The 26,868-nt window shown below is 47.6% G+C and carries 28 protein-coding genes and 3 pseudogenes; 27 read left to right on the top strand and 4 right to left on the bottom strand.

Annotated elements, in window-relative coordinates:
* The first annotated feature begins 12 nt into the window (after nt 1-12).
* The 15 genes from PAV_RS21530 to PAV_RS21460 all read left to right on the top strand — a co-directional run bounded on the left by PAV_RS21530 (nt 13) and on the right by PAV_RS21460 (nt 15,126).
* Nucleotides 13-1,377, top strand: a complete 1,365-nt coding sequence (locus PAV_RS21530) for an ethanolamine ammonia-lyase subunit EutB (protein WP_005549804.1) — start codon at nt 13-15, stop codon at nt 1,375-1,377.
* Between the two features lie 18 nt (nt 1,378-1,395).
* Nucleotides 1,396-1,578: a hypothetical protein gene (locus tag PAV_RS33695; protein WP_005549803.1), complete on the top strand. Its 183-nt coding sequence runs from the start codon at nt 1,396-1,398 to the stop codon at nt 1,576-1,578.
* On the top strand, nt 1,575-2,366 hold the full coding sequence (gene eutC / locus PAV_RS21520) for an ethanolamine ammonia-lyase subunit EutC (RefSeq protein ID WP_005549802.1): 792 nt from the start codon (nt 1,575-1,577) through the stop codon (nt 2,364-2,366). Before PAV_RS33695 ends, eutC begins: the two co-directional genes overlap by 4 nt.
* An 81-nt stretch (nt 2,367-2,447) precedes the next feature.
* On the top strand, nt 2,448-3,101 hold the full coding sequence (gene eutL, locus PAV_RS21515; protein ID WP_005549801.1) for an ethanolamine utilization microcompartment protein EutL: 654 nt from the start codon (nt 2,448-2,450) through the stop codon (nt 3,099-3,101).
* A gap of 11 nt (nt 3,102-3,112) precedes the next feature.
* Nucleotides 3,113-3,841: a BMC domain-containing protein gene (locus PAV_RS37730; RefSeq protein WP_005549800.1), complete on the top strand. Its 729-nt coding sequence runs from the start codon at nt 3,113-3,115 to the stop codon at nt 3,839-3,841.
* 27 nt (nt 3,842-3,868) lie between these two features.
* Nucleotides 3,869-5,344 carry an acetaldehyde dehydrogenase (acetylating) gene (locus tag PAV_RS21505; protein ID WP_005549799.1) on the top strand — a complete coding sequence of 492 codons (1,476 nt, stop codon included), beginning with the start codon at nt 3,869-3,871 and terminating at the stop codon, nt 5,342-5,344.
* Between the two features lie 116 nt (nt 5,345-5,460).
* Entirely contained in the window at nt 5,461-5,751 is a 291-nt protein-coding gene (locus PAV_RS21500; RefSeq protein ID WP_005549798.1) for a BMC domain-containing protein, read from the top strand.
* A gap of 169 nt (nt 5,752-5,920) precedes the next feature.
* Nucleotides 5,921-6,736, top strand: a complete 816-nt coding sequence (locus PAV_RS21495; protein WP_005549796.1) for an ethanolamine utilization cobalamin adenosyltransferase EutT — start codon at nt 5,921-5,923, stop codon at nt 6,734-6,736.
* A 10-nt stretch (nt 6,737-6,746) separates the two neighbouring features.
* Nucleotides 6,747-7,385 (top strand): ethanolamine utilization phosphate acetyltransferase EutD, encoded by a 639-nt coding sequence (gene eutD, locus PAV_RS21490; RefSeq protein ID WP_157267137.1) that lies wholly within the window; start codon nt 6,747-6,749, stop codon nt 7,383-7,385.
* An 18-nt stretch (nt 7,386-7,403) separates the two neighbouring features.
* Nucleotides 7,404-8,138: a hypothetical protein gene (locus PAV_RS21485; protein ID WP_005549793.1), complete on the top strand. Its 735-nt coding sequence runs from the start codon at nt 7,404-7,406 to the stop codon at nt 8,136-8,138.
* A 15-nt stretch (nt 8,139-8,153) separates the two neighbouring features.
* Nucleotides 8,154-8,429: a EutN/CcmL family microcompartment protein gene (locus PAV_RS21480; RefSeq protein WP_005549792.1), complete on the top strand. Its 276-nt coding sequence runs from the start codon at nt 8,154-8,156 to the stop codon at nt 8,427-8,429.
* Nucleotides 8,422-8,967 carry a BMC domain-containing protein gene (locus PAV_RS21475; RefSeq protein ID WP_005549791.1) on the top strand — a complete coding sequence of 182 codons (546 nt, stop codon included), beginning with the start codon at nt 8,422-8,424 and terminating at the stop codon, nt 8,965-8,967. Before PAV_RS21480 ends, PAV_RS21475 begins: the two co-directional genes overlap by 8 nt.
* A gap of 297 nt (nt 8,968-9,264) precedes the next feature.
* On the top strand, nt 9,265-10,365 hold the full coding sequence (eutH, locus tag PAV_RS21470) for an ethanolamine utilization protein EutH (RefSeq protein WP_005549790.1): 1,101 nt from the start codon (nt 9,265-9,267) through the stop codon (nt 10,363-10,365).
* An 838-nt stretch (nt 10,366-11,203) separates the two neighbouring features.
* Complete coding sequence (locus tag PAV_RS21465; protein WP_005549789.1) at nt 11,204-13,831, top strand: hypothetical protein; 2,628 nt, start codon at nt 11,204-11,206, stop codon at nt 13,829-13,831.
* 8 nt (nt 13,832-13,839) lie between these two features.
* Complete coding sequence (locus PAV_RS21460; protein WP_040736385.1) at nt 13,840-15,126, top strand: hypothetical protein; 1,287 nt, start codon at nt 13,840-13,842, stop codon at nt 15,124-15,126.
* A gap of 185 nt (nt 15,127-15,311) precedes the next feature.
* Here PAV_RS21460 and PAV_RS21455 read toward each other — a convergent pair whose 3' ends face one another.
* The 4 genes and pseudogenes from PAV_RS21455 to PAV_RS21440 form a co-directional block, all read right to left on the bottom strand.
* On the bottom strand, nt 15,312-15,821 hold the full coding sequence (locus tag PAV_RS21455; protein ID WP_005549787.1) for a GrpB family protein: 510 nt from the start codon (nt 15,819-15,821) through the stop codon (nt 15,312-15,314).
* A 282-nt stretch (nt 15,822-16,103) separates the two neighbouring features.
* Nucleotides 16,104-17,651, bottom strand: a complete 1,548-nt coding sequence (locus PAV_RS21450; protein WP_005549786.1) for a solute symporter family protein — start codon at nt 17,649-17,651, stop codon at nt 16,104-16,106.
* A gap of 3 nt (nt 17,652-17,654) precedes the next feature.
* Nucleotides 17,655-17,996 (bottom strand): DUF485 domain-containing protein, encoded by a 342-nt coding sequence (locus tag PAV_RS21445; RefSeq protein ID WP_005549785.1) that lies wholly within the window; start codon nt 17,994-17,996, stop codon nt 17,655-17,657.
* A gap of 420 nt (nt 17,997-18,416) precedes the next feature.
* Nucleotides 18,417-19,498: pseudogene (locus PAV_RS21440) on the bottom strand (ankyrin repeat domain-containing protein).
* Between the two features lie 248 nt (nt 19,499-19,746).
* Here PAV_RS21440 and PAV_RS21435 point away from each other — a divergent pair.
* The 12 genes and pseudogenes from PAV_RS21435 (at nt 19,747) to PAV_RS21385 (ending at nt 26,814) form a co-directional block, all read left to right on the top strand.
* Nucleotides 19,747-20,121, top strand: a complete 375-nt coding sequence (locus PAV_RS21435; protein ID WP_005549782.1) for a VOC family protein — start codon at nt 19,747-19,749, stop codon at nt 20,119-20,121.
* Between the two features lie 24 nt (nt 20,122-20,145).
* Nucleotides 20,146-20,433, top strand: coding sequence for a GNAT family N-acetyltransferase (locus PAV_RS21430; protein WP_005549781.1), 288 nt, complete (start codon nt 20,146-20,148; stop codon nt 20,431-20,433).
* Complete coding sequence (locus tag PAV_RS21425; protein ID WP_005549780.1) at nt 20,415-20,843, top strand: hypothetical protein; 429 nt, start codon at nt 20,415-20,417, stop codon at nt 20,841-20,843. Before PAV_RS21430 ends, PAV_RS21425 begins: the two co-directional genes overlap by 19 nt.
* A gap of 21 nt (nt 20,844-20,864) precedes the next feature.
* Nucleotides 20,865-21,808 (top strand): annotated as a pseudogene (locus PAV_RS21420) (5'-nucleotidase).
* A 459-nt stretch (nt 21,809-22,267) separates the two neighbouring features.
* Nucleotides 22,268-23,220: pseudogene (gene corA / locus PAV_RS21415) on the top strand (magnesium/cobalt transporter CorA).
* A gap of 255 nt (nt 23,221-23,475) precedes the next feature.
* Complete coding sequence (locus PAV_RS21405; RefSeq protein WP_005549772.1) at nt 23,476-23,895, top strand: GNAT family N-acetyltransferase; 420 nt, start codon at nt 23,476-23,478, stop codon at nt 23,893-23,895.
* Nucleotides 23,896-23,929: 34 nt separating this feature from the next.
* The gene (locus tag PAV_RS21400) at nt 23,930-24,403 is read left to right on the top strand and encodes a GNAT family N-acetyltransferase (RefSeq protein WP_005549770.1); all 474 of its coding nucleotides are present in this window, start codon (nt 23,930-23,932) and stop codon (nt 24,401-24,403) included.
* Between the two features lie 68 nt (nt 24,404-24,471).
* Entirely contained in the window at nt 24,472-24,636 is a 165-nt protein-coding gene (locus tag PAV_RS34840) for a hypothetical protein (RefSeq protein ID WP_157267072.1), read from the top strand.
* A gap of 53 nt (nt 24,637-24,689) precedes the next feature.
* Nucleotides 24,690-25,256, top strand: a complete 567-nt coding sequence (locus PAV_RS21395; protein ID WP_005549766.1) for a GNAT family N-acetyltransferase — start codon at nt 24,690-24,692, stop codon at nt 25,254-25,256.
* 132 nt (nt 25,257-25,388) lie between these two features.
* The gene (locus PAV_RS32570) at nt 25,389-25,700 is read left to right on the top strand and encodes a GNAT family N-acetyltransferase (protein WP_005549765.1); all 312 of its coding nucleotides are present in this window, start codon (nt 25,389-25,391) and stop codon (nt 25,698-25,700) included.
* The gene (locus PAV_RS21390; RefSeq protein ID WP_005549764.1) at nt 25,694-26,254 is read left to right on the top strand and encodes a GNAT family N-acetyltransferase; all 561 of its coding nucleotides are present in this window, start codon (nt 25,694-25,696) and stop codon (nt 26,252-26,254) included. The genes PAV_RS32570 and PAV_RS21390 overlap by 7 nt, the downstream gene beginning before the upstream one ends.
* 95 nt (nt 26,255-26,349) lie before the next feature.
* On the top strand, nt 26,350-26,814 hold the full coding sequence (locus tag PAV_RS21385) for a VOC family protein (RefSeq protein WP_005549763.1): 465 nt from the start codon (nt 26,350-26,352) through the stop codon (nt 26,812-26,814).
* Nucleotides 26,815-26,868 lie beyond the last annotated feature (54 nt).

Raw genomic sequence — 26,868 nt, 5'->3', positions numbered from 1 at the left:
GGAGGAGCTTTTGTGATTTTAAAAACAAAGCTGTTTGGCCGCGTGTATCAGTTCAGTACGCTCATGGAAGTCATGGCAAAGGCCAACGAGGAAAAATCGGGTGATACCTTGGCCGGACTGGGGGCTACTTCATCAGAAGAGCGTGTAGCGGCAAAGGTCGTATTGTCTCAAATTAAGCTGTCGGATTTGCGCAACAATCCGGCCGTTCCTTACGAGGTAGATGAGGTTACCCGCATTATTCAAGACGGGGTTAACGAGCGCATCTACAGTGAAATTCAGAATTGGACGGTTGAAGAACTGCGGGAGTGGATTCTGAATGAAAACACAACTGAAGCTGACATCAAGCGAGTATCCCGCGGATTAACGGCAGAGATGATTGCTGCGGTTACGAAGATTATGTCCAACCTTGACCTGATGTACGGTGCGAAGAAAATTCGTATCACGGCTACTGCCAATACAACAATCGGACGTTCGGGTACATTGTCGGCACGCTTGCAGCCGAACCACCCAACAGATGACCCGGATGGAATCATGGCTTCCCTTATGGAAGGCTTAACCTTCGGTATCGGGGACGCCGTGCTCGGTCTCAACCCGGTTGATGATTCCGTTGAGAGCGTGACGCGCGTGCTGAAGCGGTTCGAGGAGTTCCGCCAGAAGTGGGACATTCCAACACAAACCTGCGTATTGGCTCACGTTACCACGCAAATGGAAGCGGTGAAGCGCGGCGCGCCGACCGGACTGATATTCCAATCGATCGCTGGCTCCCAAAAAGGGAATGAAGCATTTGGCTTCAATGCCGATACGATTGCGGAAGCGCAGCAGCTTGTCTTGCAGCACGGACAAGTAGCAGGACCTAACGTGATGTACTTTGAAACAGGTCAAGGTTCGGAGCTGTCTTCCGAAGCCCATCATGGCATTGACCAAGTAACGATGGAAGCGCGCTGCTATGGGTTTGCGAAGAAGTACAATCCGTTCCTTGTCAATACTGTTGTCGGATTCATCGGTCCAGAGTATCTGTACGATGCGAAGCAGGTAGTTCGCGCTGGCTTGGAAGATCACTTCATGGGCAAGCTGACAGGCATCTCCATGGGTTGTGATGCTTGCTACACGAACCATATGAAGGCTGATCAGAATGACTTAGAAAACTTGGCAGTTCTCTTATCCACTGCAGGCTGCAATTTCTTCATGGGCATCCCGCACGGTGATGATGTCATGCTTAACTATCAGACAACTGGCTATCATGAAACTGCGACACTGCGCGAATTGCTCGGCTTGCGTCCGATCCGCGAGTTTGAACAATGGATGGAGAAAATGGGCTTCATTGAAAATGGCAAGCTGACGAAAAAAGCCGGAGACGCTTCGGTGTTTCTCAAGTAGGGAAAGGAGGAAGCTCTTATGAATGAAAAAGATCTGAAGTCGATGATTGAGTCGATCTTAAACGAAATGGTAGGAAACAAGACAGAGCAGGCAGCGGAAGCAGTCAAGCCAGCAGAATCGAAGGCTGCGGATGCCTCTACTCCGCAAAAAAGACAGCAGAGGCTGCTGTTGGCGGGCTTGTACAAGCGACTGCAACAATGAAGGAAGAAGAACAAGTGGACGATGGCGAATGTCTGGATGACATTACAGAAATTGATCTGCGCAAATTGCTGCTTGTTCCGGAACCGGAAGATCGCGAAGGCTACCTGAAAATGAAAGAGAAAACACCGGCTCGACTTGGTGTATGGCGTGCGGGCCCGCGTTATAAGACGATTACGTCGCTGCGCTTCCGCGCTGACCATGCTGCTGCACAGGATGCGGTGTTCTCCTACGTTTCCGAAGATTTCGTGAAGGAAATGAACCTTGTGCCGGTTGCGACAAAATGTCGGGACAAGGATGAATATATTACGCGCCCTGATTTGGGACGTCAATTCTCGGATGACACGATTGCGTATATTAAGCAGAACACAACGAAGCAGGCCAAAGTTCAGATCATGGTCGGGGACGGATTGAGCTCGGCTGCGATCGAAGCGAATTTGCGCGATATTATTCCCGCGATTACGCAAGGCTTGAAAATGTACGGCTTTGAGGCCGGCAATATCCTGTTCGTTAAGCATTGCCGCGTTCCGTCAATGGATGTCATTGGAGATGTAACAGAAGCGGATGTCGTATGCTTGCTCGTTGGCGAGCGTCCGGGACTGGTGACTGCAGAATCAATGAGTGCCTATATTGCTTATAAGCCAACTGTAGGGATGCCTGAAGCAAGACGCACCGTTATTTCCAACATTCACTCGGGCGGTACGCCTGCAGTTGAAGCGGGCGCTCATATTGCGGAACTCATCAAGACAATGATCGACCGCAAAGCATCTGGTATTGATTTGAAACTATAGCGGTTGTTCGAAGCGCAATTATGGATTGAATTTCGTCAATTCGAACACACAATGATAGCAATCGTAAGGAGGAAGGCACGTATGAGAAACGAACCGATTCATGCAACCGTGCTCGGCATGAAGCTCATTTCCAACGTAAGCCTGGATATGGCAAGCAAGCTGGAGCTTAAGCCGCACCATAAAAGTCTAGGCATCATTACTGCCGACATTGACGATGTCACGTATGTGGCATTGGATGAAGCGACGAAGTCGGCTGCTGTAGATGTCGTTTACGCAAAAAGCATGTATGCCGGATCGGCCAATGCTTCGACGAAGCTGGCGGGCGAGGTCATTGGGATCTTGGCTGGGCCTAATCCAGAGGAAGTGCGCAGCGGCATGAGTGCCGTTGCAGATTTCATTGAGAGCGGCGCGCACTTCGTGAGCGCTAATGAGGATAATAGCATTACGTATTTCGCTCACTGCGTGTCCCGCACAGGCTCGTATTTGTCCGAGACAGCGGGCATCCGGGAAGGAGAAGCGCTGGCTTATTTGATCGCTCCTCCACTGGAAGCCATGTATGCATTAGATGCAGCGTTGAAGGCTGCGGATGTCACTATTGCCGCATTTTTCGGACCGCCTTCTGAAACTAACTTCGCAGGCGGCTTGCTCACAGGCAGCCAATCGGCCTGCAAGGCAGCATGCGATGCCTTCGCGGACGCTGTCCAATTCGTCGCAGATAATCCGACGAGTTATTAAGGTAGCGTACGATGAGACATAGCGCGTTAGGATTGGTTGAGGTTAGAGGTTATCTGGGTGCAGTCGCTGCGGCGGATGCCGCATTGAAGGCAGCGAGTGTAACCTGCATCGGAGTAGAGATCATTAAGGGCGGACTGGTGACAGTTAAGCTCGATGGAGATGTCGGTGCGGTGCAGGCAGCCGTTGAGGCAGGGGCAGAAATGGCCACACGGCTGGATGTACTGGTAACACGTCATGTCATTGCTCGAATGCACGAAGAGACGGCTGCCTTGGTGGCAGAGCCTTTTGATGCTCATGAAAATGGTGAAGATACTTCTGACGTTGAGAGTGTTCTTACCAACCAAGCAGTCGAAATAGACACAAAGGACGCAGAAGTGGTGTCCGATAAAGTGTCTGAAAAAGCTCCCACAGCTCAGACGAACCAAGCAAAGGAAGCTTCGAAGACAGAAGAACCGAAAGTCAAAACAGCTTCTGATGCAAAGTCGAAGGCCGATACTGCTGCGATGGAATCACATGCCAAGGCAGTATCTGCAGCAGTTGAGGGTGGCAATAAAGTCGAAGAACGGAAGCCAAACCCTGGACACATGGGCACTGTTCAGTCGACTGCCAAACCAGCAGCTACTGTAGAAAAGGCAAAGGATGCAGCAAAAAGCCAAGGCAACGGCAGCGCCTCAATCGTGAAGCCGGTGCCAGCGCCGACAACGAAGCGCAGTAAGTCAAACAAAAAAGCAAGCTTGTAAAAAATGTTGTAGAGAGAAGGAATATTGATGGAAACATTGGATAAAGACCTGCGATCCATTCAAGAAGTCCGTGATCTGATTAAGAAAGCCAAGGAAGCGCAAGCGAAGCTTGCCGTTATGACGCAGGAGCAAATTGACGGCATCGTCAAGGCGGTAGCGGATGCTGGCTACAAGCATCGCGAGAAGCTCGCAAAAATGGCAAACGAAGAAACAGGCTTCGGTCGTTGGCAGGACAAGATTATTAAGAACTCATTTGCTTCCAAGCAAGTGTATGCATCCATTAAGGACATGAAAACAGTCGGTGTGTTGAAGGATGATAAAGCGCACAAAGTGATGGAGGTAGCGGTTCCAGTCGGCGTGATTGCTGGTCTGATTCCGTCCACGAATCCAACTTCGACTGTGATTTACAAAGCGCTTATTTCGTTAAAAGCCGGAAACAGTATTGTGTTCTCTCCGCACCCGAATGCACTTAAGAGCATTTTGGAAACGGTGAAGGTAATCAGCGAGGCAGCCGCGGAAGCAGGATGTCCAGAAGGCGCTATTGGCGTCATGACGGTTCCGACGATCCAAGGAACAGATCAATTGATGAAGCACAATGACGTTGCCTTGATTCTCGCAACTGGCGGAACAGCGATGGTCAAAGCCGCTTATTCCTCCGGTACGCCGGCAATCGGGGTTGGCCCGGGCAATGGCCCTGCCTTCATTGAGAAGAGCGCGAACATCCCGCTTGCAGTCAAGCGCATCATGGATTCCAAAACGTTCGATAACGGCACAATCTGTGCATCCGAACAATCCGTTGTTGTAGAAGCATGCAGCAAGGATGCGGTAATTGCGGAATTTAAAAAGCAGGGAGCGTACTTCCTTTCCAAGGAAGAGGCAGCACAGCTTGGCAAGTTCATTATGCGCGCCAATGGCACGATGAACCCGCAAATCGTCGGACGCAGTGTGGCGCATATCGCGAAATTGGCGAACCTGGACATTCCAGCTAATGCACGCGTGCTGATCGCAGAAGAAACGCAAGTTGGACCGAAGGTTCCATACTCTCGCGAGAAGCTGGCTCCGATTCTTGCCTTCTACACAGAAGACAGCTGGGAAGCGGCATGCGAGCGCTGCATTGAGATTCTACATGGCGAGGGCGCAGGCCATACGATGGTCATTCACTCCGAAAATGAAGAAATCATTCGCGAGTTCGCATTGAAGAAGCCAGTATCGCGCTTACTTGTAAATACACCGGGTACACTTGGCGGCATCGGCGCAACAACAGCAATTGCACCGGCTCTTACGCTGGGTTGCGGCGCGGTTGGCGGAAGCTCGACATCCGACAACATCAGCCCGCTTAATTTGCTCAATATCCGTAGAGTCGCTTATGGCCTCCGTGAAATGGAAGATTTGTTGGAGCAGGAGCAGCCTGCGAATGTACAAGATAAATTGGCTGGCCTTGATTTAGGAGACAAAGAAGAGCTGATCGGCATGATCGTCGCTCGTATTCTTGAAAAAATGTAAGTTGATAGATTCATCGGGAGTCCTAGTATTCTTATTTATCTGTTTCACAATAGCGGTTACTCAACATTTTATATAAACAAAAATTCAAATGATAATTAATTAGGAGGAATTTAATCATGGCAAACGCAAACGCATTGGGAATGGTAGAAACGAAAGGTTTGGTAGGCGCAATTGAAGCAGCAGACGCAATGGTGAAAGCAGCTAACGTTACTTTGATCGGTAAAGAGCAAATCGGCGCAGGTCTCGTAACCGTAATGGTTCGCGGCGACGTAGGTGCAGTTAAGGCAGCTACAGATGCAGGCGCGGCAGCTGCAGAACGTGTTGGCGAATTGTTGTCCGTACACGTAATTCCAAGACCACATTCCGAAGTGGACGCAATCTTGCCTAAAACAAAAACAGTAGAGTAATTCGGATTCCGGACGAGCCTACTGAATAAGGTGGAGCAGGATGCTGGCGCAGCGCGCTTGGCATCCTGCATCTCATCTGTCGTGATGAATCGGCTTGTTCAAGCCGATATGCTGTGCGTAACGATAAGGATTTGAACAACACGCATTCGCACGAGAAGGATGTGAGAACATGGCTGTGATTACGGAAAGCGAACTTCGCAAGCATTTTCGAAATCGGAATTTGAAGGATGTTGCCGTATATGAAACGGCGGCAGGAACAATTCTGACGCCATCGGCCAAGAGCTTCTTGGCGGATCACCAGATTGAGCTTCGATATCTGAAAGCACCTGAACCCGGGGCGAATATGGCTGTACAAGAGACACCGGCGCCCAAAAAAGAAGTTAAGGTTCAAGTTACGAAAAACCTGGATGTCGAGCCTGCGACAGAAGGGAAAAAACGGTTCCGTACGCTGTATGGCGGTTTTTTGGAAACGAAACCGGAACATATGACTCATTTGTATGGCAATATGCTGGTATTCAAGGATCATCCACGGATCTTATTCCGCGGGAAGCTGGATTCACTGGAAACCAAACTATTAGAAGCGCAAATTTGCTGCTTCAAGCTGAACATGACCAAGTTGGTCGATGATTTGGAAGAAATCCTGCAATTCGTACGGCGAATCGTACGGTGCGAGGTATTGAGCGAGAGCATTGAAGAGTTTCATTTGCTTGGGATGAACGCCAAGGAACTGCGCGAGCAGTCCCATTTTCCCAAGAAACACTTTGGATTGGAACATTTTCAACCCAGCTATGATATGGGCGAAGCGGTTGTTGTTATAAATGCGTTGCGCACATTGACGAGGGAAACGGAGCTGCTGGCTTATCAGGCCTTCAAGAAGGAGCATGGCGAAGCAGATCGCGAGGATATCATTCGTTCATTGAACCGACTGTCCTCCTTATTCTGGATAATTATGTTCCGTATCCGTGTTGGACACTACGATGGATGAGGTGAAAATGGTGGAAAACCAACTGGTAGAAAGCATCATTAATGAAGTGGTGAAGCGGGTGCAGAATGAAAAAACCTGCTTCGAGGTGGAGGCATCCGGCAAGCATGTGCATTTGAGTCGCGAAGCGATTGATGCCTTGTTCGGCAAGGGCTACCAATTGACGAAGGCGAAGGACTTGTCCCAGCCTGGGCAATATGCCTGCAAGGAACGCGTTACACTGATCGGCCCGAAGGGTTCGCTGCATAATGTAGTCGTGCTTGGACCAGAGCGCAAGGAGTCGCAAGTGGAAGTATCGCTGACGGATTCCGTTGTGTTGGGCGTATCGGTTCCTGTGAAGGAAAGCGGCAAGCTCGAAGGGACACCAGGTATCGTGATTGCTTCGGGCAGCAATATGATTCGTTTGGAAAAAGGACTTATCGCCGCACAACGCCATATTCATGTGAAGGCAGAAGATGCAGAGAAGTTCGACGTCAAGAACGGCGATATTGTGCAGGTGAAAGTATTTGGCAAGCGCCCGCTTATTTTCGATGATGTGCTTGTTCGCGTTAGTGCGAATTATGAAACTTATATGCATATCGATTACGACGAGGCGAATGCTTGCGGCTTTACAAAGGGAATGAAGGGGAAAATTGTGAAGCAGAGCATCTAGGTTTAGGAGTGTGAAAAAATGAACATAGAAGCTCAAGAGCGAGCTGCAATCATTGAAGCTGTTACTGCAGAAGTGATGAAGCGATTGAATCTAGAACGTCAGGAAGAAACGGCTCCAGCAAAAAAACGAGCGGTTCTTCTAACGGTGGAAGCGGTACCGGAATTAGAGAATGTACTGAAGCCCTACTATGATGTTCTCTATTATGATGAATCGTTTAGAGATTGCGATGTGCTGATCATTCCAAAGCTGTGCCTGCAATTGCTTTCCAATCTCGCAAACGGGTTAAGTGCTGGCCCGCGCGAGCGCTTTGTCTTAACGATGCTGCTCAAGGGGCGGGAAGTGATTGCGCTCGAGGAAGGATTGCTGTACCGCAAATATAAGGCGACAGCGCCTGTACTCTTGTACAAGCTGTATGATGAGTTTGCAAACAAGCTTCGTGCTTACGGCATTCGCTTGGTGAAGGAACATGATCTGCTGGCAGCCTGTCTGGAGGACAGCCATGTGGAAGCAGGATCAGGACTTCAAGCTGAACAACAGCTAGTGGAAAAACAGGAAGATTCCCATGTAGAATTCGCTCCAAGTACTCCACATGCTCAAGAGTTCGTGCTGAATCGCAAAGTGATTACGGAAGCAGAACTGAAGAAGTATCGCCTGCATAACGGCAAAGAGATCGTGATTGATCGGCATAGCATTATAACGCCGCTCGCTCAAGACTACTTGCGTATGCAGAAAATGCAGGTGCACAGAAGATAACGGCGGGGTGAAGCTATGATCGTGGGACAAGTTACGGGAAGCCTGTGGGCAACTCGCAAGGACAACAAGCTGAATGGTCTGACCTTCCTAGTGGTCAAGCCTCTATCGAATCATGATGAACCTGTTCAACGCGATTATTTCGTCGCAGCAGACAACGCGGGAGCAGGCATCGGAGATACTGTGCTCGTAACGACGGGAAGCGCTGCCCGGGCATCATTCGCCAATTCGGACATCCCCGTCGATGCAGTCATAGTCGGCATCGTCGATTCCATCGAGGTGTCCCATGACTAGTGCAATCGGTGTTATTGAGCTGCGAAGCATAAGCAAAGGCTACGAAACGGCTGACCGCATGCTGAAGACATCTCCCGTCAGTGTGCATCATATGAAGCCGATTTGTCCAGGCAAGTTCCTCATTATGATGAGTGGGGATACCGCAGATGTTCAAGCCGCGATGGAATCAGCGCGGGAGGAAGCGGGAGACTTCCGAATCAGCGACTTCGAGCTGCTAGGCGTTCATTCCGATATTGTGGAGGGATTGAAGCGAAGCAATGGCTCAATTCCTGTGGACGCGCTTGGAATCGTGGAGACGTCTACGGTGTCTTCCGGCATTTTCGCACTGAATGAGGCAGTAAAGCAATGTGATATTCGAGTGAAAAAAATGAATCTCGGCATGGCGATCGGCGGTAAGTTCCTCGCCGCATTCACGGGAAGTGTCAGCGATGTCGAGCAGGGGATGAAGGTGTTCGTATCCTCCATGGATCAAAAGCGGATGATTCATTATTCCGTAATTCCTTCTCCTTCTGAAGAACTCAAACAACACTTCCGATAGGTAGTTTAAAAAGCTCGCTTTTGATCACGAAGTAAAATTGAAAGCAACTCGGCATCGAATCTTGCGTTCACTCTCGAATAGCATATGCTTCCGAAGTATGTTTCCTTTGGAAACATTTTAGCTGCTCATGTAGTTTTGCCTACACTGCGCTGCTCCTTACAAGTTTTGCAACGCAAAACTCGCTACGAAAGCATAGGCTTCGAGTTCCCGCAACCTTCTCGGTGCTGACAACCGATCTTTTTAAACGTGATTGAAAAATACGCTTTTGATCTTAGGTAAGAATGGAGGAACACGTTCGTGGAGATTAATGAAATCATCATATACGGCATGGTCATCTTCATGATTCTCGGAGCAATCGACAAATGCATTGGGTACAAGTTCGGATTGGGGCACCAGTTCGATGAGGGGATTATGGCTATGGGGTCGCTTACGCTGGCGATGGTCGGAATTATTTCGCTGTCCCCAGTATTGGCCAAGGTACTCAGTCCGGTCGTTGTGCCGCTGTACAGCGCGCTCGGCGCAGACCCGGCCATGTTTGCAACGACGCTGTTAGCCAACGATATGGGCGGGTTCTCACTCGCGCAGGAATTGGCGCAAACGCCGGAAGCGGGATTGTTCGCGGGTACGATTTTAGGGGCGATGCTTGGACCTACAATCGTATTCATCATCCCAGTCGCACTTGGCATTATTAAGAAGGAAGACCAGAAGTATTTGGCTACTGGCGTATTGGCTGGTATTGTAACGATTCCGCTTGGCTGCTTAATCGGCGGCTTGGTGGCAGGTTATTCGCTCTCAATGATCTTGTCCAACCTAGTTCCTATCATCCTGTTCGCCGTACTGATTGTGTTGGGATTGTGGAAATTCCCGAACGGGATGATCAAGGGCTTCACGATTTTCGGTCAGTTCATCGTCATTGTTGCAACGCTTGGTCTTGCGGCTGGCATCACGCAGCAGTTGACGGATATTACAATCATTCCGGGACTTGCACCGATTGAAGAAGGAATTAAGATCGTTGGCGACATTTCCATTGTTTTGGCTGGTGCTTTTGCGATGGTATTCGTTATTACGAAGGTATTCAACAAGCCTCTTATGAAGCTGGGCAAAATGCTTGGGATGAACGAGATTGCAGCAGCAGGTCTGGTAGCGACGCTGGCCAACGTTATCCCGATGTTCGGTATGATGAAGGACATGGATGTGCGAGGCAAGGTTATCAACGTTGCATTCGCCGTCTCTGCCGCATTCGTATTCGGCGATCACCTCGGCTTTACGGCTGGGGTCGCAAAAGAAATGATCTTCCCAATGATCGTCGGCAAGCTTGTCGGCGGGATTACAGCGGTTATCGTGGCTATGTTCTTAGCTAAAAAATTAGCACCTGAACCGGATCTGAAGGAAGAATAGCCGGAATCGGTCTAATGAATGGTATGGGCACTCTATCTCTCTATTTTATGTATATGGGCATGATATAAATTGTTTTGAACTCTTCAATAGGTAAAAGCCTAAGGGGAGTTCTTTTTTATCTACGTGTAATGATTTTGATCGGTCGATAATGCAAAATTGTAATGCGCAATTAGGGAACGAAGCGTCAGCAAATGAACCAAAATTAAAGCGAGGCACGTAGCAACAAAGATTTTTGACTATCCTTTGTGATATAAAATTAGAAAAGAGTAGCCGTATTAATATTTCTTGAAGCTCATAAAATGTTTTTTGACAGTAAATGAAATTCCTCCTTAAATCGATTCTAATATCAGAATTGCTCTATATGAATAGAATTTTATAATCCTTAAAAGCAAACCGCATTTCTACACCTGAATAACGGTGGGGGGATTGTAGATCAACACTTAAATATAATGCAACCCTAGAACCTATTCCGGCGAGGTCATTTTGGTTGGCTCTATAATTCATTTAATACTATTCTGTTCGTCTTCCATTTAAATTCCATCAAGGCGAAGCATCCTTTAAATCAATCCACTTTCCGTACATCTTGAGCTCCATCAATAATCATTTTAATTTCACCCATTTCCAGCCTCTCCGTTCAAAAAACGGGTTCCCACTGCAATTCTCGTGCAATGACCCGCCTCTTTGGCGGGTACCCCATTCCCCAGTCAGGAGAACTAGTTCCTTCAGGTGCAAATCTAAGTCTCGAAGGAAGGTCACCCTTTCGCCTGATTATCGTACGACATAAAAATAGTATTAATGGAAATACTACTAGATAATAAAAAATAAGGAGTGGATTTTTATGGATGTAGCGGAATCTGCGCCGGTTCTCGACAACTCGGCCAGAGAGATTCTCAAAGGAACGCTCGTGCCAGTAAACGTTCCTGCGGTCGGCGACGAGCCTGTGGGCGGAATCGTCAAATTGGGCGCAATTCGACAACTGGCCTTGGCTCCTGGGGATACCGATGATGTTCGTGACCGACTGGGGAACATCGATCAGCACGATGGAGACACGGCGCATGTCTCCATTGAGACGCTAGAGCTTCTGAAGGCGTTCGAGGATCCGTTGGTGTCCTTACTACGCCCGGATCTCACGGCGATCTCGCGAATTCCCGGATGTGAACTGGCGGCGTTTGCCGAGGCCCTTATCGTTAAGCGCACCAAGCACATGAGGAAGGTAGAGGCGGACTCCCCCACCGAGATCGGCCGATCCGCCCAGGCGCTAAACTCCGCCGCCGTTGCCCTGCGCGCTCTCACAACCGGTACCGCGACGCCACCGATAGGAATGCTCAACCTTGAACGAATCGAGATGGTTCCCGTAGGGATCCAGCGCGGTGAACTCGTGTCAACTATTCCGCTTGCCCCAGGAGAGGAGACCGCGGTCACGTACAAAGAATGGTCCGTCACATCGAAAGAGTTCACGACGATCGTCACTGACTCGCTGGAAGAGATCAGCGAAACAGGAGTGACGGACAACACCGATCTTTCCCAGTCGACGTCGTCGCAGAGCCAGCACTCCAACCAGTTCAATATCACGGGAACGGTCCAGGGCGGCATTCCCATCATCTCGGGTTCGAGCACAACCGGCTTCACAGCGCAAGGGTCGGAGTCGGTGTCTGCCAGCGAAAGCATCAAACACGCTCGGACCACTACTATGAAGGCATCGGCACGGTCGAGGCGTGAACACAAGGTCACCATATCGACGACCACGGAAACAGGAACGTCCCAGACCTCGACACGCATGCTTAAAAACACGAACAACGTCAACCCAATACGGATTGACTACTTCAGCCTGATGAGGAAGTGGCGGGTCAGGCTGTACCGATACGGGCTGCGGCTGACGTACGATATCGTCGTCCCTGAACCGGGCGCGGCAATGCGGCGCGCATACGCAGAGCTTGAATTGCTGAGGGCGCAGCAGGGGCCGTTCACGTTCAACGTGAAGCGCTCTGATATTACGACGGATCGTGTAAATCAGGACGGCATTCCCGACCCCAACGGCATCCCGAAATACCAGTGGCTCGCTGAGCGTCAAGGCGTCTCGGTCAAAGCGTATCCCGCGGAACCGACTCCGTTGACGCCGACCGCGCGCGATAACACCAACGGCGGATGGTGGTTCCTCGACGCTGAATTCGACGTTCCCGGCGGCACACGTATACGGGAGATCAGACTGGACGCCCAGATAGGAAAGGATGACTCCGACGACAAGATGAACTTCGACGTCATCGGCTCCCACATCGAACCAGGATGGCAGGGCAAAACCGAGGCGTTGATCATTCGAGATCACAAGATCATGTCGGTTTCCTCGGGGGTGCCCTTCATGCAGGGCTACACCGGTCACCATAAGGTCACCTTCTTTTTCCACCACTCAGAGCAAGTACTGTGCCGTCTCACCGTGCATTTGGAGCTGACACCGGAGGCCATCGAGCAATGGCGGACTGACGTCTGGAACGCCCTGTATGACGCCGCGCAGACCAAGCACTTCGCCCAACAGCAGGAAATAGCAGCAAGCATTGCCGCCATCGAGGAGAAGCTGGCAAACGTCGACACTCTGACGTTGCGGCGTGAGGAAAGCGACGAGATCATGAAGTGTGTGCTGAAGTTCATCCTCGGCACTGACTTTGACTTTATGCCAGCCAACGTTCTGGCTGCCTTCATGGCGGCAAATGTCGACCTTCAACACGGTATTGGCTTCGACCAGCCGAGCCTCGGGCTGACCCCTGAGCAATGGACGCTGGTTCGACAGCATGAGGACGTCATCCGGTTCATTAACCAGGCGATCGAGTGGGAGAACGTGGTAACGTTCCTGTACTCGTATTTCTGGGACGTCCCGCCAAGTTGGCCGTTCATCCGTCAGCTCCGCCATTCGGATCCAACCAGGCAAGCGTTCCTGCGAGCCGGCAGCGCACGGGTCGTTCTCACAGTGCGTAAGGGCTGGGAAGAGCGGTGGATGCGGTACGCCGAAGGGGGTTCCATCGGTGCGCCCATCCCAGCACCATACCTGAGCATTGCTAGGGAGATCGCAGCATACGACGACCGCAACTATCCGGGCATCCCGCCAGCGAATCCTGGAAGAGCGGCAGTACACCTCCAAGACGCTGTCTTCACGACGTCGACAATGGACATCACGCCGAGCAGCAATCCCGTGAACATCAAGGTTGCCGACAGCTCCGGGTTCGTTGTCGGCCTACCGGTCGTCATCGACGTGGAGGATGAACAGCATATCCAGGAGGCGCAAACGATCATCGCTATACCTAACGCGACGACCATCACCGTCGCAAAGGTGACATTCGCTCATAGAGGCACACAAGCTCCTGTGCCGATTCTGCAGCCCGGCGAGAAGGGCGCGCTCATCGCGGAGTGGAACGAATACACCCCGACGTCTGGTACAGACATTGCTGTCACCTCGAACCTCGCTACCATCTCGTAGCGATGGTGATGAAGGATGTTAGCCGCACGGTCTTCGACCTTTATCCCGTTGGGTTGTTCCGACGCGGATCGTCCGGGGAAGTAGAGCAAGATCCTGATGCGCTCCTCCCCGGCGCCAACTTACGAAAGTTCGGGTGGACGATCCTCGACAAGCGAGCTTCCGACGGTTTCAGCTATCAGCCCGTACCATTCAGCTCCGCCGGAATCAGTGATGGAAACAGGAAAGACATCGCCGGGCGTGCGTTCGTGTTGGAACGTGACTCCGGCACGACGCGGCTGTTCTTCGTATGGATGCCGACCACCTTGGTCAACCGGATTAGCAACGGGACTCTACTCGCCCCGCTCAACTTCCATGTACTCTTTCATCCGCCGACCTACGAGAAAGAGTACAAAGGTACGCGTCCATACTGGACAGGTAAGCTGCCGGCAGACGGAGTGCCGTACTACGTGAGGCTCGGGATCCGATATTTGTGCTCCGACTTCAAAAGCATCGCTCATCATGTCATGGCCGTCACTCGTCGTGAACCCAATCTTGCTTATGTTGTCCCCGTCGCCGATCACGCCGGAAATTTCGCTGACATGATCACACCAGACGGCATGCTCGGCACGCTCAACGATGTCTACCGCTCGCTGTTGACGCTGCTGAACGCACCAGACAAGCCGAGATTCGACACAATCGGGCATGTCATGGTGTCGGGATACAGCCGCAGCGGAAATCGGCTCGTCGAGTTGATGGCCCAGTTCAGCGCGAAGCCGTTCTTCACCCAGCATCTCATACAGCTCAACGCGTTCGACATTAACCTTGGCGACACCGAACAGCAAAGGCTTCCCCAATTGGCCCGGCTGTGGGAGGGCGCTCGGCAGTGGGCAACCGTCAACAGGAAGGCGCGAGCCTACGTGTACACGGCCTACCGGAGCCACTATAACCACTGCCTAAATAATCCGATACCCAGAGGAAACCGCTGGAGTGAGACCGTCAACGTGAACTTAGAGGACGTTTCCTGGTTCGATGCAGATGCGAAAAAAAAGCCAGGCGAGAAGAGAGGGGTTGCATCGGAGACTTACGCCTCGGATGGACGGTTCGGCCTCATGTGTCTGCCCATATCGTTTTTCCGTTATTATCTCGAAAATGAAGGTAAAAATGGTCGGGAGATCATCGGGAATCAGGTACGAGGATGGCAAGACGACGAATACCACCTCGGTGGCTACCACGGCCACGGACTTTTCCTGCGAGGAATGATGTCCCATGCACTTGCGCACGCGGATCCGACATTCTTTGCGGTGAGACAAAGGTAAGCAATCCTTGGGAAGCAGTGAGTCAGTGTATCACCGTATAGATACGTTGAACTGTGACCCATAAGAAGGACACTTTGAAAAAAGTGACCCGCTTGTGGGTCATTTGTGTTTTAATCAGAGTAATAGTGAGGGAGCGGATAAGAATATGGGGAATTACTTTTTTCTATCCACTATATACTAGTGCTTTAACCAAGCCAATCCAATGCTTTCTTTTCGAGGTTCTTCACAAACGAATCCTTTCCATCCATATATGCTTCAATATCATTCGGATGTTGACTTGTCAGCTTTTCCTTCAAGTTGCCGTACTGCTCAGCTTCCTGAGGATGTGCGCGCAAATAATCCCTTACAGCCAAATGACGTTGAATATCTTCCTTGTTATCTGCTTGAAAAACGTGTACATGATGTGTCCGATGTTCCCCGCCCTTTCGGAAATATCTTCGTCCTTCCATGCCGAATTCGCCCATACATTCATAGCCTAGTTCTGTCATTTGCTCGTTGAAAGCATCGATTTTTCCAATGTCCTTTGCAACCGGCATCAGGTCGATAATCGGTTTAGCCTGTAATCCAAAAACAGAAGTGCTGCCAATGTGATGGATGTCGGTCAACTCATCTCCGAAAATCGTTTTTATCTTTCGAGCTTCATCTTCGAACATACGGTTCCAGTCATCATTATATTTCGTTACGATTACGTTCATTGCTACAGATCTCCTCCTTCACTTTGAACCAGCACGAATGTGTATCTAACTAGAAATCTATCCTGTAGATATATCATAGGGGGAGCTAAATAAGAAGTAAACGTTTTGATTAGCGGTTGCGGTTCATTAATCATTAGGAATAGGTATTCTGGCTATCATGACGAGTGGGCTCGCGTCGCAGATGCAACATCTTGTTTCAATATTGCATCGGTAAGAAAGACATACGTAAAAAAGAAGCATCCGCTGAATGGATGCTTTTGTGCATACAATATAAACTTAGGGTCACATCGTGGTATTGATTCCTGTATTGGAGCGTACGAGAATTTCATCGAATTCAACTTGATTGTCTGCTTTTCCTGTTTTACTCGACAGCATGGTACCGATGTAACCAGCGATGAAACCGAGCGGAATGGATACAATACCTGGAGTCGTAAGCGGATAAAGCGCGTTACCAACAAAGATTGCTTTTCCAGCTTCAGGATGAAATACGTTCGGACTGACGAGAACGAGTCCTACGGAGGCGATCAGACCAACCATCATGGCCCAGATCGCGCCATTCGTATTAAAACGTTTCCAGAATATTGTATATAAAATAACAGGCAGGTTTGCACTCGCAGCAACGGCAAACGCTAGCGATACGAGGAATGCAACATTAAGGTTTTGTGCAAATAAGGCTAGAATAATAGAAATAACAGATATCCCGATGGCAGCATAACGTGCCATATTGACTTGCTGCTTCTCTGTCGCTTGCCCTTTTCTTAAGATTTGATTGTAGAAGTCATGGGAGAAGGCAGCAGCGGCGGTAAGTACAAGTCCAGCTACAACGGCGAGAATAGTTGCGAAGGCAACAGCAGAAATAAATGCAAATAGCATATTGCCGCCCAGTGCTTTTGCGAGGAGCGGTGCAGCCATGTTCCCTGCTTTATCCGCAGCGGTAATATCACCATTTCCAACGAATGCAGCAGCGCCAAAACCCAGGAATATCGTCATCACATAGAAAATACCGATAATCCAAGTTGCGTATACAACAGAGCTGCGAGCTATTTTCGCATTTTTAACCGTAAAGAAGCGGACAAGAATATGAGGAAGGCCTGCGGTTCCAAGTACTAATCCCATCGTCAAAGACAGTGTATCAAGACCATCTTTATATTTAACGCCAGGATTAAGGAAGTTCTCTTTGAGTGGCGTTGCATCCTTGACATGATCGAACATGCCTGTGAGGCTCCAGTTGAATTTGTATAGCACGAGAATCGAGATCAGAAACGTTCCGCCCATAAGCAGAATTGCTTTGACAATCTGTACCCAGCTCGTTGCGTGCATTCCGCCAAACGTGACGTAGACGGTCATAAGAATACCTACGATGATGACGGAGGTTGCAAAATCAATACCGAGAAGCAGCTTGATCAAGGCTCCTGCACCTACAAGCTGTGCAATCATATAGAAGATGGATATGGCAATGGTATTAAACGCAGCGAATCCGCGAATTTTTGTCGTTTTGAAGCGAGCTGCAATCATATCGGCAAACGTATATTTCCCTAAATTTCGTAAAGGTTCTGCGACTAAGAAGAGTACGACTAAGTAAGCAACAAGGAAGCCGATACTGTAGAAAAATCCATCAAATCCTGCTAACGCAATCGACCCCGCAATCCCTAAGAACGAAGCTGCTGACATATAGTCCCCGGCAATTGCCATCCCGTTCTGCCATCCGGTCAAGCCGCCTCCGGCTGTATAGAATTCACTTGCAGATTTACTCTTTTTCGAAGCCCAATATGTAATAACGAGTGTCAAGGCAACGATGGCCAAAAACATAAGAAATGCAGCAGTATTCATGGTCTACCTCCCTTTCTCAACAATTATTTGGTCGGAGGCTTTATCAAATGTAGAAGCCTTTTTGTAGTAAATCATACAAAATGCCCAGGTCATCACAAATTGCAGAAAGGCAAAGACCCAAGCCCATGTAATACTGCCGTAAAAGGAATAATTCAAGATGTCCGTGTAGGATGTAAGGATCGGTAAGGCGAAATAGAAGCAAAGGAAGAAGATTGTGAAAGGAATAATGAAGGTTTTCTTGGTTCGAATCAGCTTTCTGAAGTTATCTGACTTCGCAATGGATGAGTATTGTTCGGGAGTTAATTCCTGCCTCGAGTGCTCGGCGGTTAACGTTTTATTTGCCATCAGCATTCCCTCTCATTCAATGAGTATACCTGCATCGTACAAAAACGAAGCGCTTACAAAAGATGCTGTGCCATACAGTTGTTAGCGGCCACCACCTTTAATTGAAATGTGAACAACTTGTGAAAAATACAATTCGAAAACATTATACTATAACCGTTAAAGTTGTAAAGATATAAATTTGTTTGTATCTTTAATCAGTCAAATCTGAGGCGCTAATCCTGTAGGTTATGATTATTTGAGGACATTCGAATATTTGGCAATATGGTGTGTACGGCGATTAGGCAAATGTAGTGGAAGACTGTTATAGAAGGCAGCACCTAACTTTAGAGATATAAAATAAAGAAGCTCTCGATATTTCGAGAGCTTGCTAATCTGGTTCTTATATACCGTATGTATGACTCTAAAATTAGAAGTACTGCTTCATGTCACCAATTCACCCTCCACAATCTTGGTTAGATACAGCTCAGGCAGTGCAAGAAAATCCTCGAAACTGCATACATCGCCGTATTCCTGATGCTCCTCATCATAGTAGCCGATGCATTTCGTCTTTGGATTCCAGACAAGGAGAATCGAAGTATAGTTATCCACGCCCGCGGAGAGACGCAGCAATTTCTTCCTGCCTGCTTTCATTTCAATCGTTTCCGTAAAAGGGAAGAACTCAATGTAGCCGATTTCGTAGTCGTTGTCAGGCAATTCGATTCGCAGCTTGTCTCCTATTAGAAAATCAATAAGGTTTTGTGGCAGCTTATAGCTCTTCAATGCCAATCTTTTATTTTCAATGCTATGAAATTCTGCAGGCTCCAATGACTTTAAATACTCGGCCATAGCGCTATCTTTATTTTGCACAGCAATCGTATAGGCACGATCACCGCCTTTTTCACATATACACACGTCCGCTCCATGTTCAACCAAGTATCGAACCATCATTAAATCGCCATTTCGTGCAGCAGCGGTTAAAGGGGTAGAACAATACGGGTAGACCATATCCGGCTTATTGAAATTGATATCCACTCCATGCTGAAGCATAAATTCAATCGTGCGCCAATCACGAGCGTCAACGGCTTTGCGTAGTGTGTAACCGCCATATTTGGCAGCATCTAAGCCAAGCTCATGGATGAGCGGGAGGTTGTGTTTTTTCCGTAATAAGCTTGTACATAGGCATTGCTCTTAAGATGATCCAGAGCATCGATTTTGGCTCCATGTGCTACGACGTATCTTATGATCTCTTCTTCGCAATAGCGAACAGCTAGCAGGAAGGACGGTTCCTTCTTGTGATTCAAATTCACCCCGTGCTCGATAAGCAATTTAATTACCTCGAATTGTTCCATAATTATGGCTAGTTCTAGCGGGATCACAGTTGTATATTGGCTTATTCTGATCTCTTGTTCCATATCCCAGCCTTGTGCAATGGCATCGCGCAGCGCTGATAGATTGCCTTCATAGATGTGCATAGCAAGCTCAGGCAGCGACGTAAAGGTTCCAATATCCTTTAGCTTAAACATCTCATCAACTCCGATCGTGTAAGGAATCTACTTCTTTTGTCTACTTCTTTCCAGTATAGATGGTGGAGAGTGAATTGAACAACAGGTTTCGATTGATACCACCGCATAAAGGTATTGTGATTTTCCCCCGAACAAATCAGGAAAGTATATACTTTCGTATGAGTGTAAAGTACACTCAATACAGGAAGTTCATGGAATAGCCAGGGATATTTCAGTCGTAAAATTGATCTCTTGTGATGGAGGGATTTATGGCGGTTAAACGAATCGTGGCGAATATTGCAGCATCGAATCTGTTGGATGCCAAACATTTCTATGAGGAAATATTAGGGCTGAATCTGCTGATGAATCACGGTTGGATTGCTACCTATGGAAATGATGCTCAAATGAGTGTTCAGATGAGTATCGCATCACAAGGAGGGTCAGATACGCCTGTGCCGGATTTATCGATCGAAGTGGATGATGTCGATGTTGTGCTGATGAACATGGAACGTGCCGGTTTTTCAATCGAGTATGGGCCTGCAGATGAGCCTTGGGGAGTAAGACGCTTTTATGTTCGAGATCCCTTCGGGAAGCGATTACACAATATAAGAATGGCAATCTCCCTTCTAGGGGAGCGACATTGAATCATCAGGAGAGTGCTGACGGGGATGACAGAGTTAACAATTGATTGTGGCGACATATTGCTGCGTGAGTATCGAATGGAAGATGTGGATGCTATTTGTGCATTAACGCAGCAGCCTGCTATTTTGGAATTTCTACCGGATTGGAACGCATCGAAGGAGCAAAGGGCTTATATACCGGAATTGAAGCCTCCTTATGCAGATAACGCTACTCTAACAAGTACACGGAGCTGGGCAAGTAAGTTGATGATAAGACAGAGAATAACGACAACGAGGATATATTGGAGGGAAACAACATGGAAACATACAGCTTGAATGAAATGGTCGTTCATCACACGAAAATGGCAATTCAGATAGCCGCATCGATGGGTCATACGCTGGACTTCAGCAGCGAGAGCGTACATCGCGTTGAGGACATATTGGACAATTATGCTAATGATTATGCGAGTCAGCCAGATATGATCAAGCCGCTCGATCGAGAGGTGTGGTCGATAGCCGCGATATGGGGCACCTATGTTGGAGAAGTGATGAGAATCGAGCTGGGGGAACTTTGCAACTGGGAAGCGGTAGAAGGCGGGTATTTGCTGGATGCTCAAGGTGCGAAGGCCAGTCCAATCTCGAAAGCATTCAAACGAATCGTGAACGGCCCAGAAGATAATATCGTCTCGTTCTATGAGATCATTGGGGAGAAAATGCGTGAACATTTGAGTCAAATACAAGAGTAAAACTAGAGGAAGGATAATCACATGGGATATCACATCCAAGATAAATTTGTAGTTGCTGTAGCATCGAGCGCGTTGTTTGATTTGACAGAATCGGATGCTGTCTTTCAAGAACACGGGGAAGAGGAATATCGGAAGTACCAACGTGAGCATGAGAAGCGGGTGCTTGATAAGGGAGTAGCTTTCCCACTTATTAAGAGATTGCTCGGTCTGAACGGTACGGATATCGGCGATCAAGCAGTAGAGGTCGTTCTGTTGTCACGCAATGATCCGGATACCGGCCTGCGCGTATTCAAATCAATAGAGCACTATGGTCTGCCTATTACGCGGGCGGTGTTCGTCACTGGAAATGATCCGTTTGTTTATATGGATGCTTTTAATGCGTCGCTCTTTTTGTCTGGCAATAAAGATGATGTGAAGCATGCCGTCGGGTTGGGGTTGCCAGCGGGCTGCGTGTATCCTACTGATTTCGTTGATGATGACGAAGATGAAGAGCTCCGTATCGCATTTGATTTCGACGGAATTATTGCAGACGATTCGGCTGAAGCGGTGTACCAGCAGGGGGCAATAGGATTATTTCATCAGCATGAACAGCTAATGGCGGGGGAGCCGTTGCCACCTGGCCCGCTGCTTCGCTTCTTTCTCGAAATATCCAAGCTTCAACGAAGAGAAATCAATCGAAGAATCGAGAATCCAAAATATCGTCCGAAAATAAGAGTCGCCATCGCAACGGCGCGGAATGCGCCTGCGCATGAACGGGTCATTTCCACACTCAGGAAGTTGGATATCCGGATTGATGAAGCCTTTTCTTAGGTGGGGTAGAGAAGGAGCGGGTACTGAAAATTTTTAAACCTCACATCTTTTTCGATGATCAGGTCGGGCATATCGAAGGAGTTGCGAGAATTGCGCCTTCCGTGCATGTCCCGTTCGGTGTAAGAAATGCAGAAACTAAGCAAACCAGTATGTAAGGTCTATCTCTATTTATATACTATGTTCCAGCTTCTTACTTCAACCCACCTTTCGCTGATTGCTAGAAGTGGGTTGTTTGCGCTCATGTTTCCGAGAATGAACAGATGCATAATCAGATAAGGCGATAGTTTGAAACAGTGAAAATTGAACAGCATCGCATTGCAGGCGAGTATGCCATATTTCCAGACATCTGAGCTTTTAATGGTGAACCGTATGTGCCAGTGAATTTATTGAAGAGCGTAGGTTTGAACGCCGCTTGGCATAGGGGTCGAATCGGTACAAGCTATTGCGAACAAATCGCAGAATGAGACTGTATTTCAGCTTTCCAAAGGTATGGAGGGCATATCGACTGAATGGATGCCCGATTTATACGTAATAGTTCTGGCATACTAACTACAGAAGATCCTATTTTTATCGACTGCATGTCATTTACCTAACTTGAAGGGATCGATGCAAATATGCTTCGTATTTTGGCTGTAACGGATAAGATGGAATTAAGGCGAGATATAACCTTAGAAGAACTTGAGCATATACAACCAAAGTGGTATTGGGTAGACTTCAATGAACCTTCGCCTGAGGAAGCGAGGCTGCTGGAGCAGTATTTTCATTTCCACACACTAGCCGTCGAAGATTGCTTACATCATTTGCTGCAGCGCCCGAAAGTTGATCATTATGAAAATACTCATTTTTTGTTCTGCATTCGCTGCATCCCCATACATTAGCGGCAGAAGAGGTGGATTTATTTTGGGGAGATAATTTCATCGTAACGTTTCATTTGAATCCTTCCAAGGAAATCGACGACGCATGGAATCGCATTGCGGAGAAGCAGCAACTGTTCGAAGCCGGACATGTGTATGCGGCTCATTTGGTAATCGACAAGTTGGTCGATCAATATTTCCCGGCGGCATATCAGCTTGAAGATCAATTGTCTGATATTGAATCCAATGAAGGGAAGGACTCCATCCAGAGCTTAATGGACGATATATTTGAAATCAGATCCAAGCTGCTGAAGCTGCGAAAAACGATAGTGCCGATGCGGGATTTGTTGTACCGAATCATTAATTCCGAGCGTATTGAAGGCGTGCAGAGTCATTTGCTCTACTTTACAGATATTTATGATCATTTGCTGAAGCTGTCTGAAATGATCGAATCGAATCGCGAGATGACTGCAGATATGCGAGACAGTTATATGTCCTTAAATTCCAATCGCATGAATACGATTATGAAGACGTTGACTGTAATAACGACCATTTTCATGCCTCTTACATTCGTTGTCGGGATATACGGCATGAATTTTGATAACATGCCTGAACTTCATTGGCAATGGGGTTATTTTATCGTTCTGGGAGTTCTCATTGTCGGTGGTATTGGAATGTATGCCTGGTTCAAAAGAAAAGGCTGGTTTGATTGAGAAGAAGGGTTACACATCTGGTCTTCGCATTCCGATGCATGGTTCCCTTGAGAAGGCTTGCCAACGCTCATCATTACATTTACCTAGATGTAGTGAATTATTTAGGAATAGGAAACCAATTAGAGCCTAGGGGCATCAAATATGTGGCAGTGCCTCCTGTCTGCGATGCAGTGCTTCAAGAAAAGGGCAAGGGGGAATGCTGGAGAATAACTAGCAAGTTTTTTATACATAATCAATCAACACGGAGGAAGTAACTTGAAAGCACTTGTGAATGTAATAGACTATCCCGATCAGAATCGCGTTCGTGAATTGCTGGCAGAATGTATGTATCCTGATGATGACAAAATAAATCGACAGGTTGAGAGATATCGAACCGATCCTTCATTACAATTGTTTGGCCAATTCTATCAGGAAGAGTTGGTCGGGCTTATAGGGATATCCATCGTAAAAAATGGAGGGGCCGTCTTGCGCCATATTGCTGTGAAACAGCACCTTCGAGGTCAAGGAATTGGACAATTCATGATCAATGAATTCATGCAAAGCAGCAATATCGGCAAACTTGAGGCAGAAACGGATCGTGATGCAGTTGGATTCTATCAGAAAGCAGGCTTTGATATTACGAGTCTTGGAGAAAAATATCCGGGTGTGGAGCGGTTTTTGTGCATATTAACGTGAAGAGTACGGGGAACAGAAGAGAGGATGAGCACCGATGAGTTTTCACTTTCGGCAAATGACTCAAACACAGGCGGAAGAAATCGCATATAACTGGCATTATTCTGGAATATACTCATTTTACGACATTATGGCGGATGAGGACGATTTAAAAGAATTTCTCGATGCTGAACAGCGTGGTTGTACACATTATGTTGTGTTGCAAAATGAGGAGCTTGTTGGATTTTATACGTTTCATATGACGTCAGCGGATACAGTTGATATCGGATTAGGAATGCGGCCTGATTTAACTGGACGAGGCATCGGAAACGATTTTATTCAGGCAGGACTTGACTATGCTCGAGAGAAGTATGCACCGCAGAAGTTCACATTGTCGGTGGCATCCTTTAACAAAAGAGCAATTAGGGTCTATGAACAAGCTGGCTTCAAGATTGTTGACACATTCGAGCAGGAGACGAACGGAGGAAGGCACGAATTTTACAAGATGTGCTTTGATACTATTCTGAGTTAATGCGACGGAGAGCGGAGAAATTCAGTTTTGTTAGATTAACAATTAAACATTTTAGCGGTACCCCCTCGTTGATATTCGATACGAAGAAAGTATTCGAATTTCAAGTTGGAGATATCTCAATCGGCAACGATAGTGGCATGGAGGATGCGGTTGATGAGATGAGGATTTCCCTATGGAAGAAGGGGATGAGCATACTGCCGCCAATACCATTGCTTATCTATATCATCTATTGAAAGATAGAATTGTAGCTGCAACGTACAGGTCTTAAAAAGGTGGTTGAAAATCAATGGAACAGAAATTTATCTCTACTATAGTCATTGCATCTGAACATATCCAATTGAGTAGAACTAGAGAAGAAGATCTGGATTTCGTATTAACCGCTGAAAAAGATCCCGAGAACAGCAAGTATGTTATAGTATGGCCGCGGGAAAAGCATGTTGATACGATACAAAGCGATGATACCCTTCATTTCATCATACATACAAAGGATAGTCAGAAGGTCGGATATATCATATTGGCTGGTTTGCTAAACTCGCATCGCTCTGTTGAGCTGGTTCGGATCAATATTGTCGATAAGGGAAGAGGATACGGCAAAGAAGCAATCCGTTTGCTTACACATTTTGTGTTTGAAATAGTAAATGCCCACCGCCTATGGTTGGATGTGAAGGAGCATAATTTGCGAGCGAAGCATGTATATGAAAGCGCCGGATTTCAAGTAGAAGGAATGCTACGTGAATGTATACGGACGGAAGATGGCTATGAATCCTTGATTATAATGGGAATGTTAAAGCATGAATATGAATATCCATCGTGCCGCTCATTCAAGATCGAATATGAAGGGAAAAGAATTTAGTAAAAGGTATTTGTATGTATCATAATGAAATATTTAATTTCCCAACTACGACCCAGCCCTAGAGAACAATGATCTTGGAGAGCTGGGTTCTTTTATTTCTAACTTGGGTTAAATAGAAAGGTGATATATAGGATGATTCCGATTCAGGCAATGACCGCAGAACAATTTCATTCCAATGATACACAAGGACTTATTCACCTGTCCGCATCTATCGGTTGGGATTATGATGAGCACGATATTCAGACGATCATGTCAGCTGGTACGGTATGGGGGCATCGCAATGATCAAGGCGAGATTATATCAAGTGCTGCAATCCTTCCTTATCGATCTGGATTATCTACAATCGGCATGGTTATCGTAGATAGTCGGTACAGAGGCTTAGGGTTAGGAAAAGCGGTTGTCCAAGCCTGTATGCAGTCGGTCATAACGACACCATCATGCTGATTGCGACGGAAGAAGGGAAGCCGTTATATGAGGGCTTAGGTTATCATACGGTTACATATGTAAATAAGCTTGTGTGCACGAACTGCAATTCTTCTATTCTAATTGGCGACAAATCAAAGTATCGGGTGCTGCCTATGCAAGAGGAGCACTTCAACTTGGTTCGAGAGCTGGATCAAGCAGCAATCGGCGCAGATAGAGAGATATTCCTTGCTGCTCGAATGAAGCAGGCAAAACAAAGCGTGATCGTGCAGGATTCAGAAGGAAATCCGCTAGGATATGGATTAGCTGTAAAAGGGCCGAAATATGTTGTGTTAGGGCCGGTTATAGCGCTTCAGCAGGAAGCGGCTGCGGCCGTGATTCACTTCTTAGCCGATTCCAACCAGGGCAAGCTGCTTCGCATTGATGTGCCTGAGGAGCAGCCTGCGTTTATCCGACTGTTGGAGCAAGCTGGCTTTACGAGAGAGACTCATCCCCCAGTCATGATTCAGAATGCAGAGCAGTTGCCTGCGAGGAATAATACCTTGTACGGAATTGCAGCACAAATATTTGGATAGCAGTTGGAGAGCATCCTAGACGAATTAAGAAAATGAAAGTAGAGAGACCGCAATCATTGTTACATACTGAAGGAAACGAATAAGGAGGGCGGATTATGAGCGCTGCACAGTTTGCATTTACACGAATCGGGTACGTATATGTTCCGACATCAAGACTGGATGAATCTATCGCGTGGTATTCAAAAAACTTGGAATTTATGTTAATGAACAAATTTGAAGATCGAGGTTCATTCCTTGCGGTTATGCATCACCCGCATATGCATTCTATTGCCTTGCTGTTAATTGAAACGGAAGATGAACATAGACTAGAGATCAGCAGAAATGGGAGTCCATTTCCGATTATGGCACTTCAATGTCCGGACATTGAATATGCGTATTCTTATTTGAAAGAGAATGGAGTCGCGGTGCAGGAGCTTTATACATTGGGTGAAGGCGAAGCCAAATACTTTTATTTTCGAGACAATGAAGGAAATATGCTTGAAGCGGCATGGTCGAAATGGGATCCAGTGGATGAGGTTAAGGAAGGATATGCACCTTTCAGGAATCGAAGCATGATGTGAGTAAAAAATGAGCAAACTGCTTTCATTGCTTAATCGTTGAAGTAGTTTGCCTTG

Origin of the sequence: Paenibacillus alvei DSM 29, assembly GCF_000293805.1 — a bacterium.
Classification (GTDB): Bacteria; Bacillota; Bacilli; order Paenibacillales; family Paenibacillaceae; genus Paenibacillus_B; species Paenibacillus_B alvei.
Note: the sequence above shows the minus strand (reverse complement) of the source record. Positions and strands in the feature narration are given on the sequence as shown.

What these genes read in the sequence shown, in the direction of transcription:
- PAV_RS33695 (WP_005549803.1), top strand. Translation starts at nt 1,396, where the DNA reads ATGAATGAAAAAGATCTGAAGTCGATGATTGAGTCGATCTTAAACGAA.
- eutC (WP_005549802.1), top strand. Translation starts at nt 1,575, where the DNA reads ATGAAGGAAGAAGAACAAGTGGACGATGGCGAATGTCTGGATGACATT.
- eutL (WP_005549801.1), top strand. Translation starts at nt 2,448, where the DNA reads ATGAGAAACGAACCGATTCATGCAACCGTGCTCGGCATGAAGCTCATT.
- PAV_RS37730 (WP_005549800.1), top strand. Translation starts at nt 3,113, where the DNA reads ATGAGACATAGCGCGTTAGGATTGGTTGAGGTTAGAGGTTATCTGGGT.
- PAV_RS21505 (WP_005549799.1), top strand. Translation starts at nt 3,869, where the DNA reads ATGGAAACATTGGATAAAGACCTGCGATCCATTCAAGAAGTCCGTGAT.
- PAV_RS21500 (WP_005549798.1), top strand. Translation starts at nt 5,461, where the DNA reads ATGGCAAACGCAAACGCATTGGGAATGGTAGAAACGAAAGGTTTGGTA.
- PAV_RS21495 (WP_005549796.1), top strand. Translation starts at nt 5,921, where the DNA reads ATGGCTGTGATTACGGAAAGCGAACTTCGCAAGCATTTTCGAAATCGG.
- PAV_RS21485 (WP_005549793.1), top strand. Translation starts at nt 7,404, where the DNA reads ATGAACATAGAAGCTCAAGAGCGAGCTGCAATCATTGAAGCTGTTACT.
- PAV_RS21480 (WP_005549792.1), top strand. Translation starts at nt 8,154, where the DNA reads ATGATCGTGGGACAAGTTACGGGAAGCCTGTGGGCAACTCGCAAGGAC.
- PAV_RS21475 (WP_005549791.1), top strand. Translation starts at nt 8,422, where the DNA reads ATGACTAGTGCAATCGGTGTTATTGAGCTGCGAAGCATAAGCAAAGGC.
- PAV_RS21465 (WP_005549789.1), top strand. Translation starts at nt 11,204, where the DNA reads ATGGATGTAGCGGAATCTGCGCCGGTTCTCGACAACTCGGCCAGAGAG.
- PAV_RS21460 (WP_040736385.1), top strand. Translation starts at nt 13,840, where the DNA reads ATGAAGGATGTTAGCCGCACGGTCTTCGACCTTTATCCCGTTGGGTTG.
- PAV_RS21455 (WP_005549787.1), bottom strand. Translation starts at nt 15,821, where the DNA reads ATGAACGTAATCGTAACGAAATATAATGATGACTGGAACCGTATGTTC.
- PAV_RS21450 (WP_005549786.1), bottom strand. Translation starts at nt 17,651, where the DNA reads ATGAATACTGCTGCATTTCTTATGTTTTTGGCCATCGTTGCCTTGACA.
- PAV_RS21445 (WP_005549785.1), bottom strand. Translation starts at nt 17,996, where the DNA reads ATGGCAAATAAAACGTTAACCGCCGAGCACTCGAGGCAGGAATTAACT.
- PAV_RS21435 (WP_005549782.1), top strand. Translation starts at nt 19,747, where the DNA reads ATGGCGGTTAAACGAATCGTGGCGAATATTGCAGCATCGAATCTGTTG.
- PAV_RS21430 (WP_005549781.1), top strand. Translation starts at nt 20,146, where the DNA reads ATGACAGAGTTAACAATTGATTGTGGCGACATATTGCTGCGTGAGTAT.
- PAV_RS21425 (WP_005549780.1), top strand. Translation starts at nt 20,415, where the DNA reads ATGGAAACATACAGCTTGAATGAAATGGTCGTTCATCACACGAAAATG.
- PAV_RS21400 (WP_005549770.1), top strand. Translation starts at nt 23,930, where the DNA reads ATGAGTTTTCACTTTCGGCAAATGACTCAAACACAGGCGGAAGAAATC.
- PAV_RS21395 (WP_005549766.1), top strand. Translation starts at nt 24,690, where the DNA reads ATGGAACAGAAATTTATCTCTACTATAGTCATTGCATCTGAACATATC.
- PAV_RS32570 (WP_005549765.1), top strand. Translation starts at nt 25,389, where the DNA reads ATGATTCCGATTCAGGCAATGACCGCAGAACAATTTCATTCCAATGAT.
- PAV_RS21390 (WP_005549764.1), top strand. Translation starts at nt 25,694, where the DNA reads ATGCTGATTGCGACGGAAGAAGGGAAGCCGTTATATGAGGGCTTAGGT.
- PAV_RS21385 (WP_005549763.1), top strand. Translation starts at nt 26,350, where the DNA reads ATGAGCGCTGCACAGTTTGCATTTACACGAATCGGGTACGTATATGTT.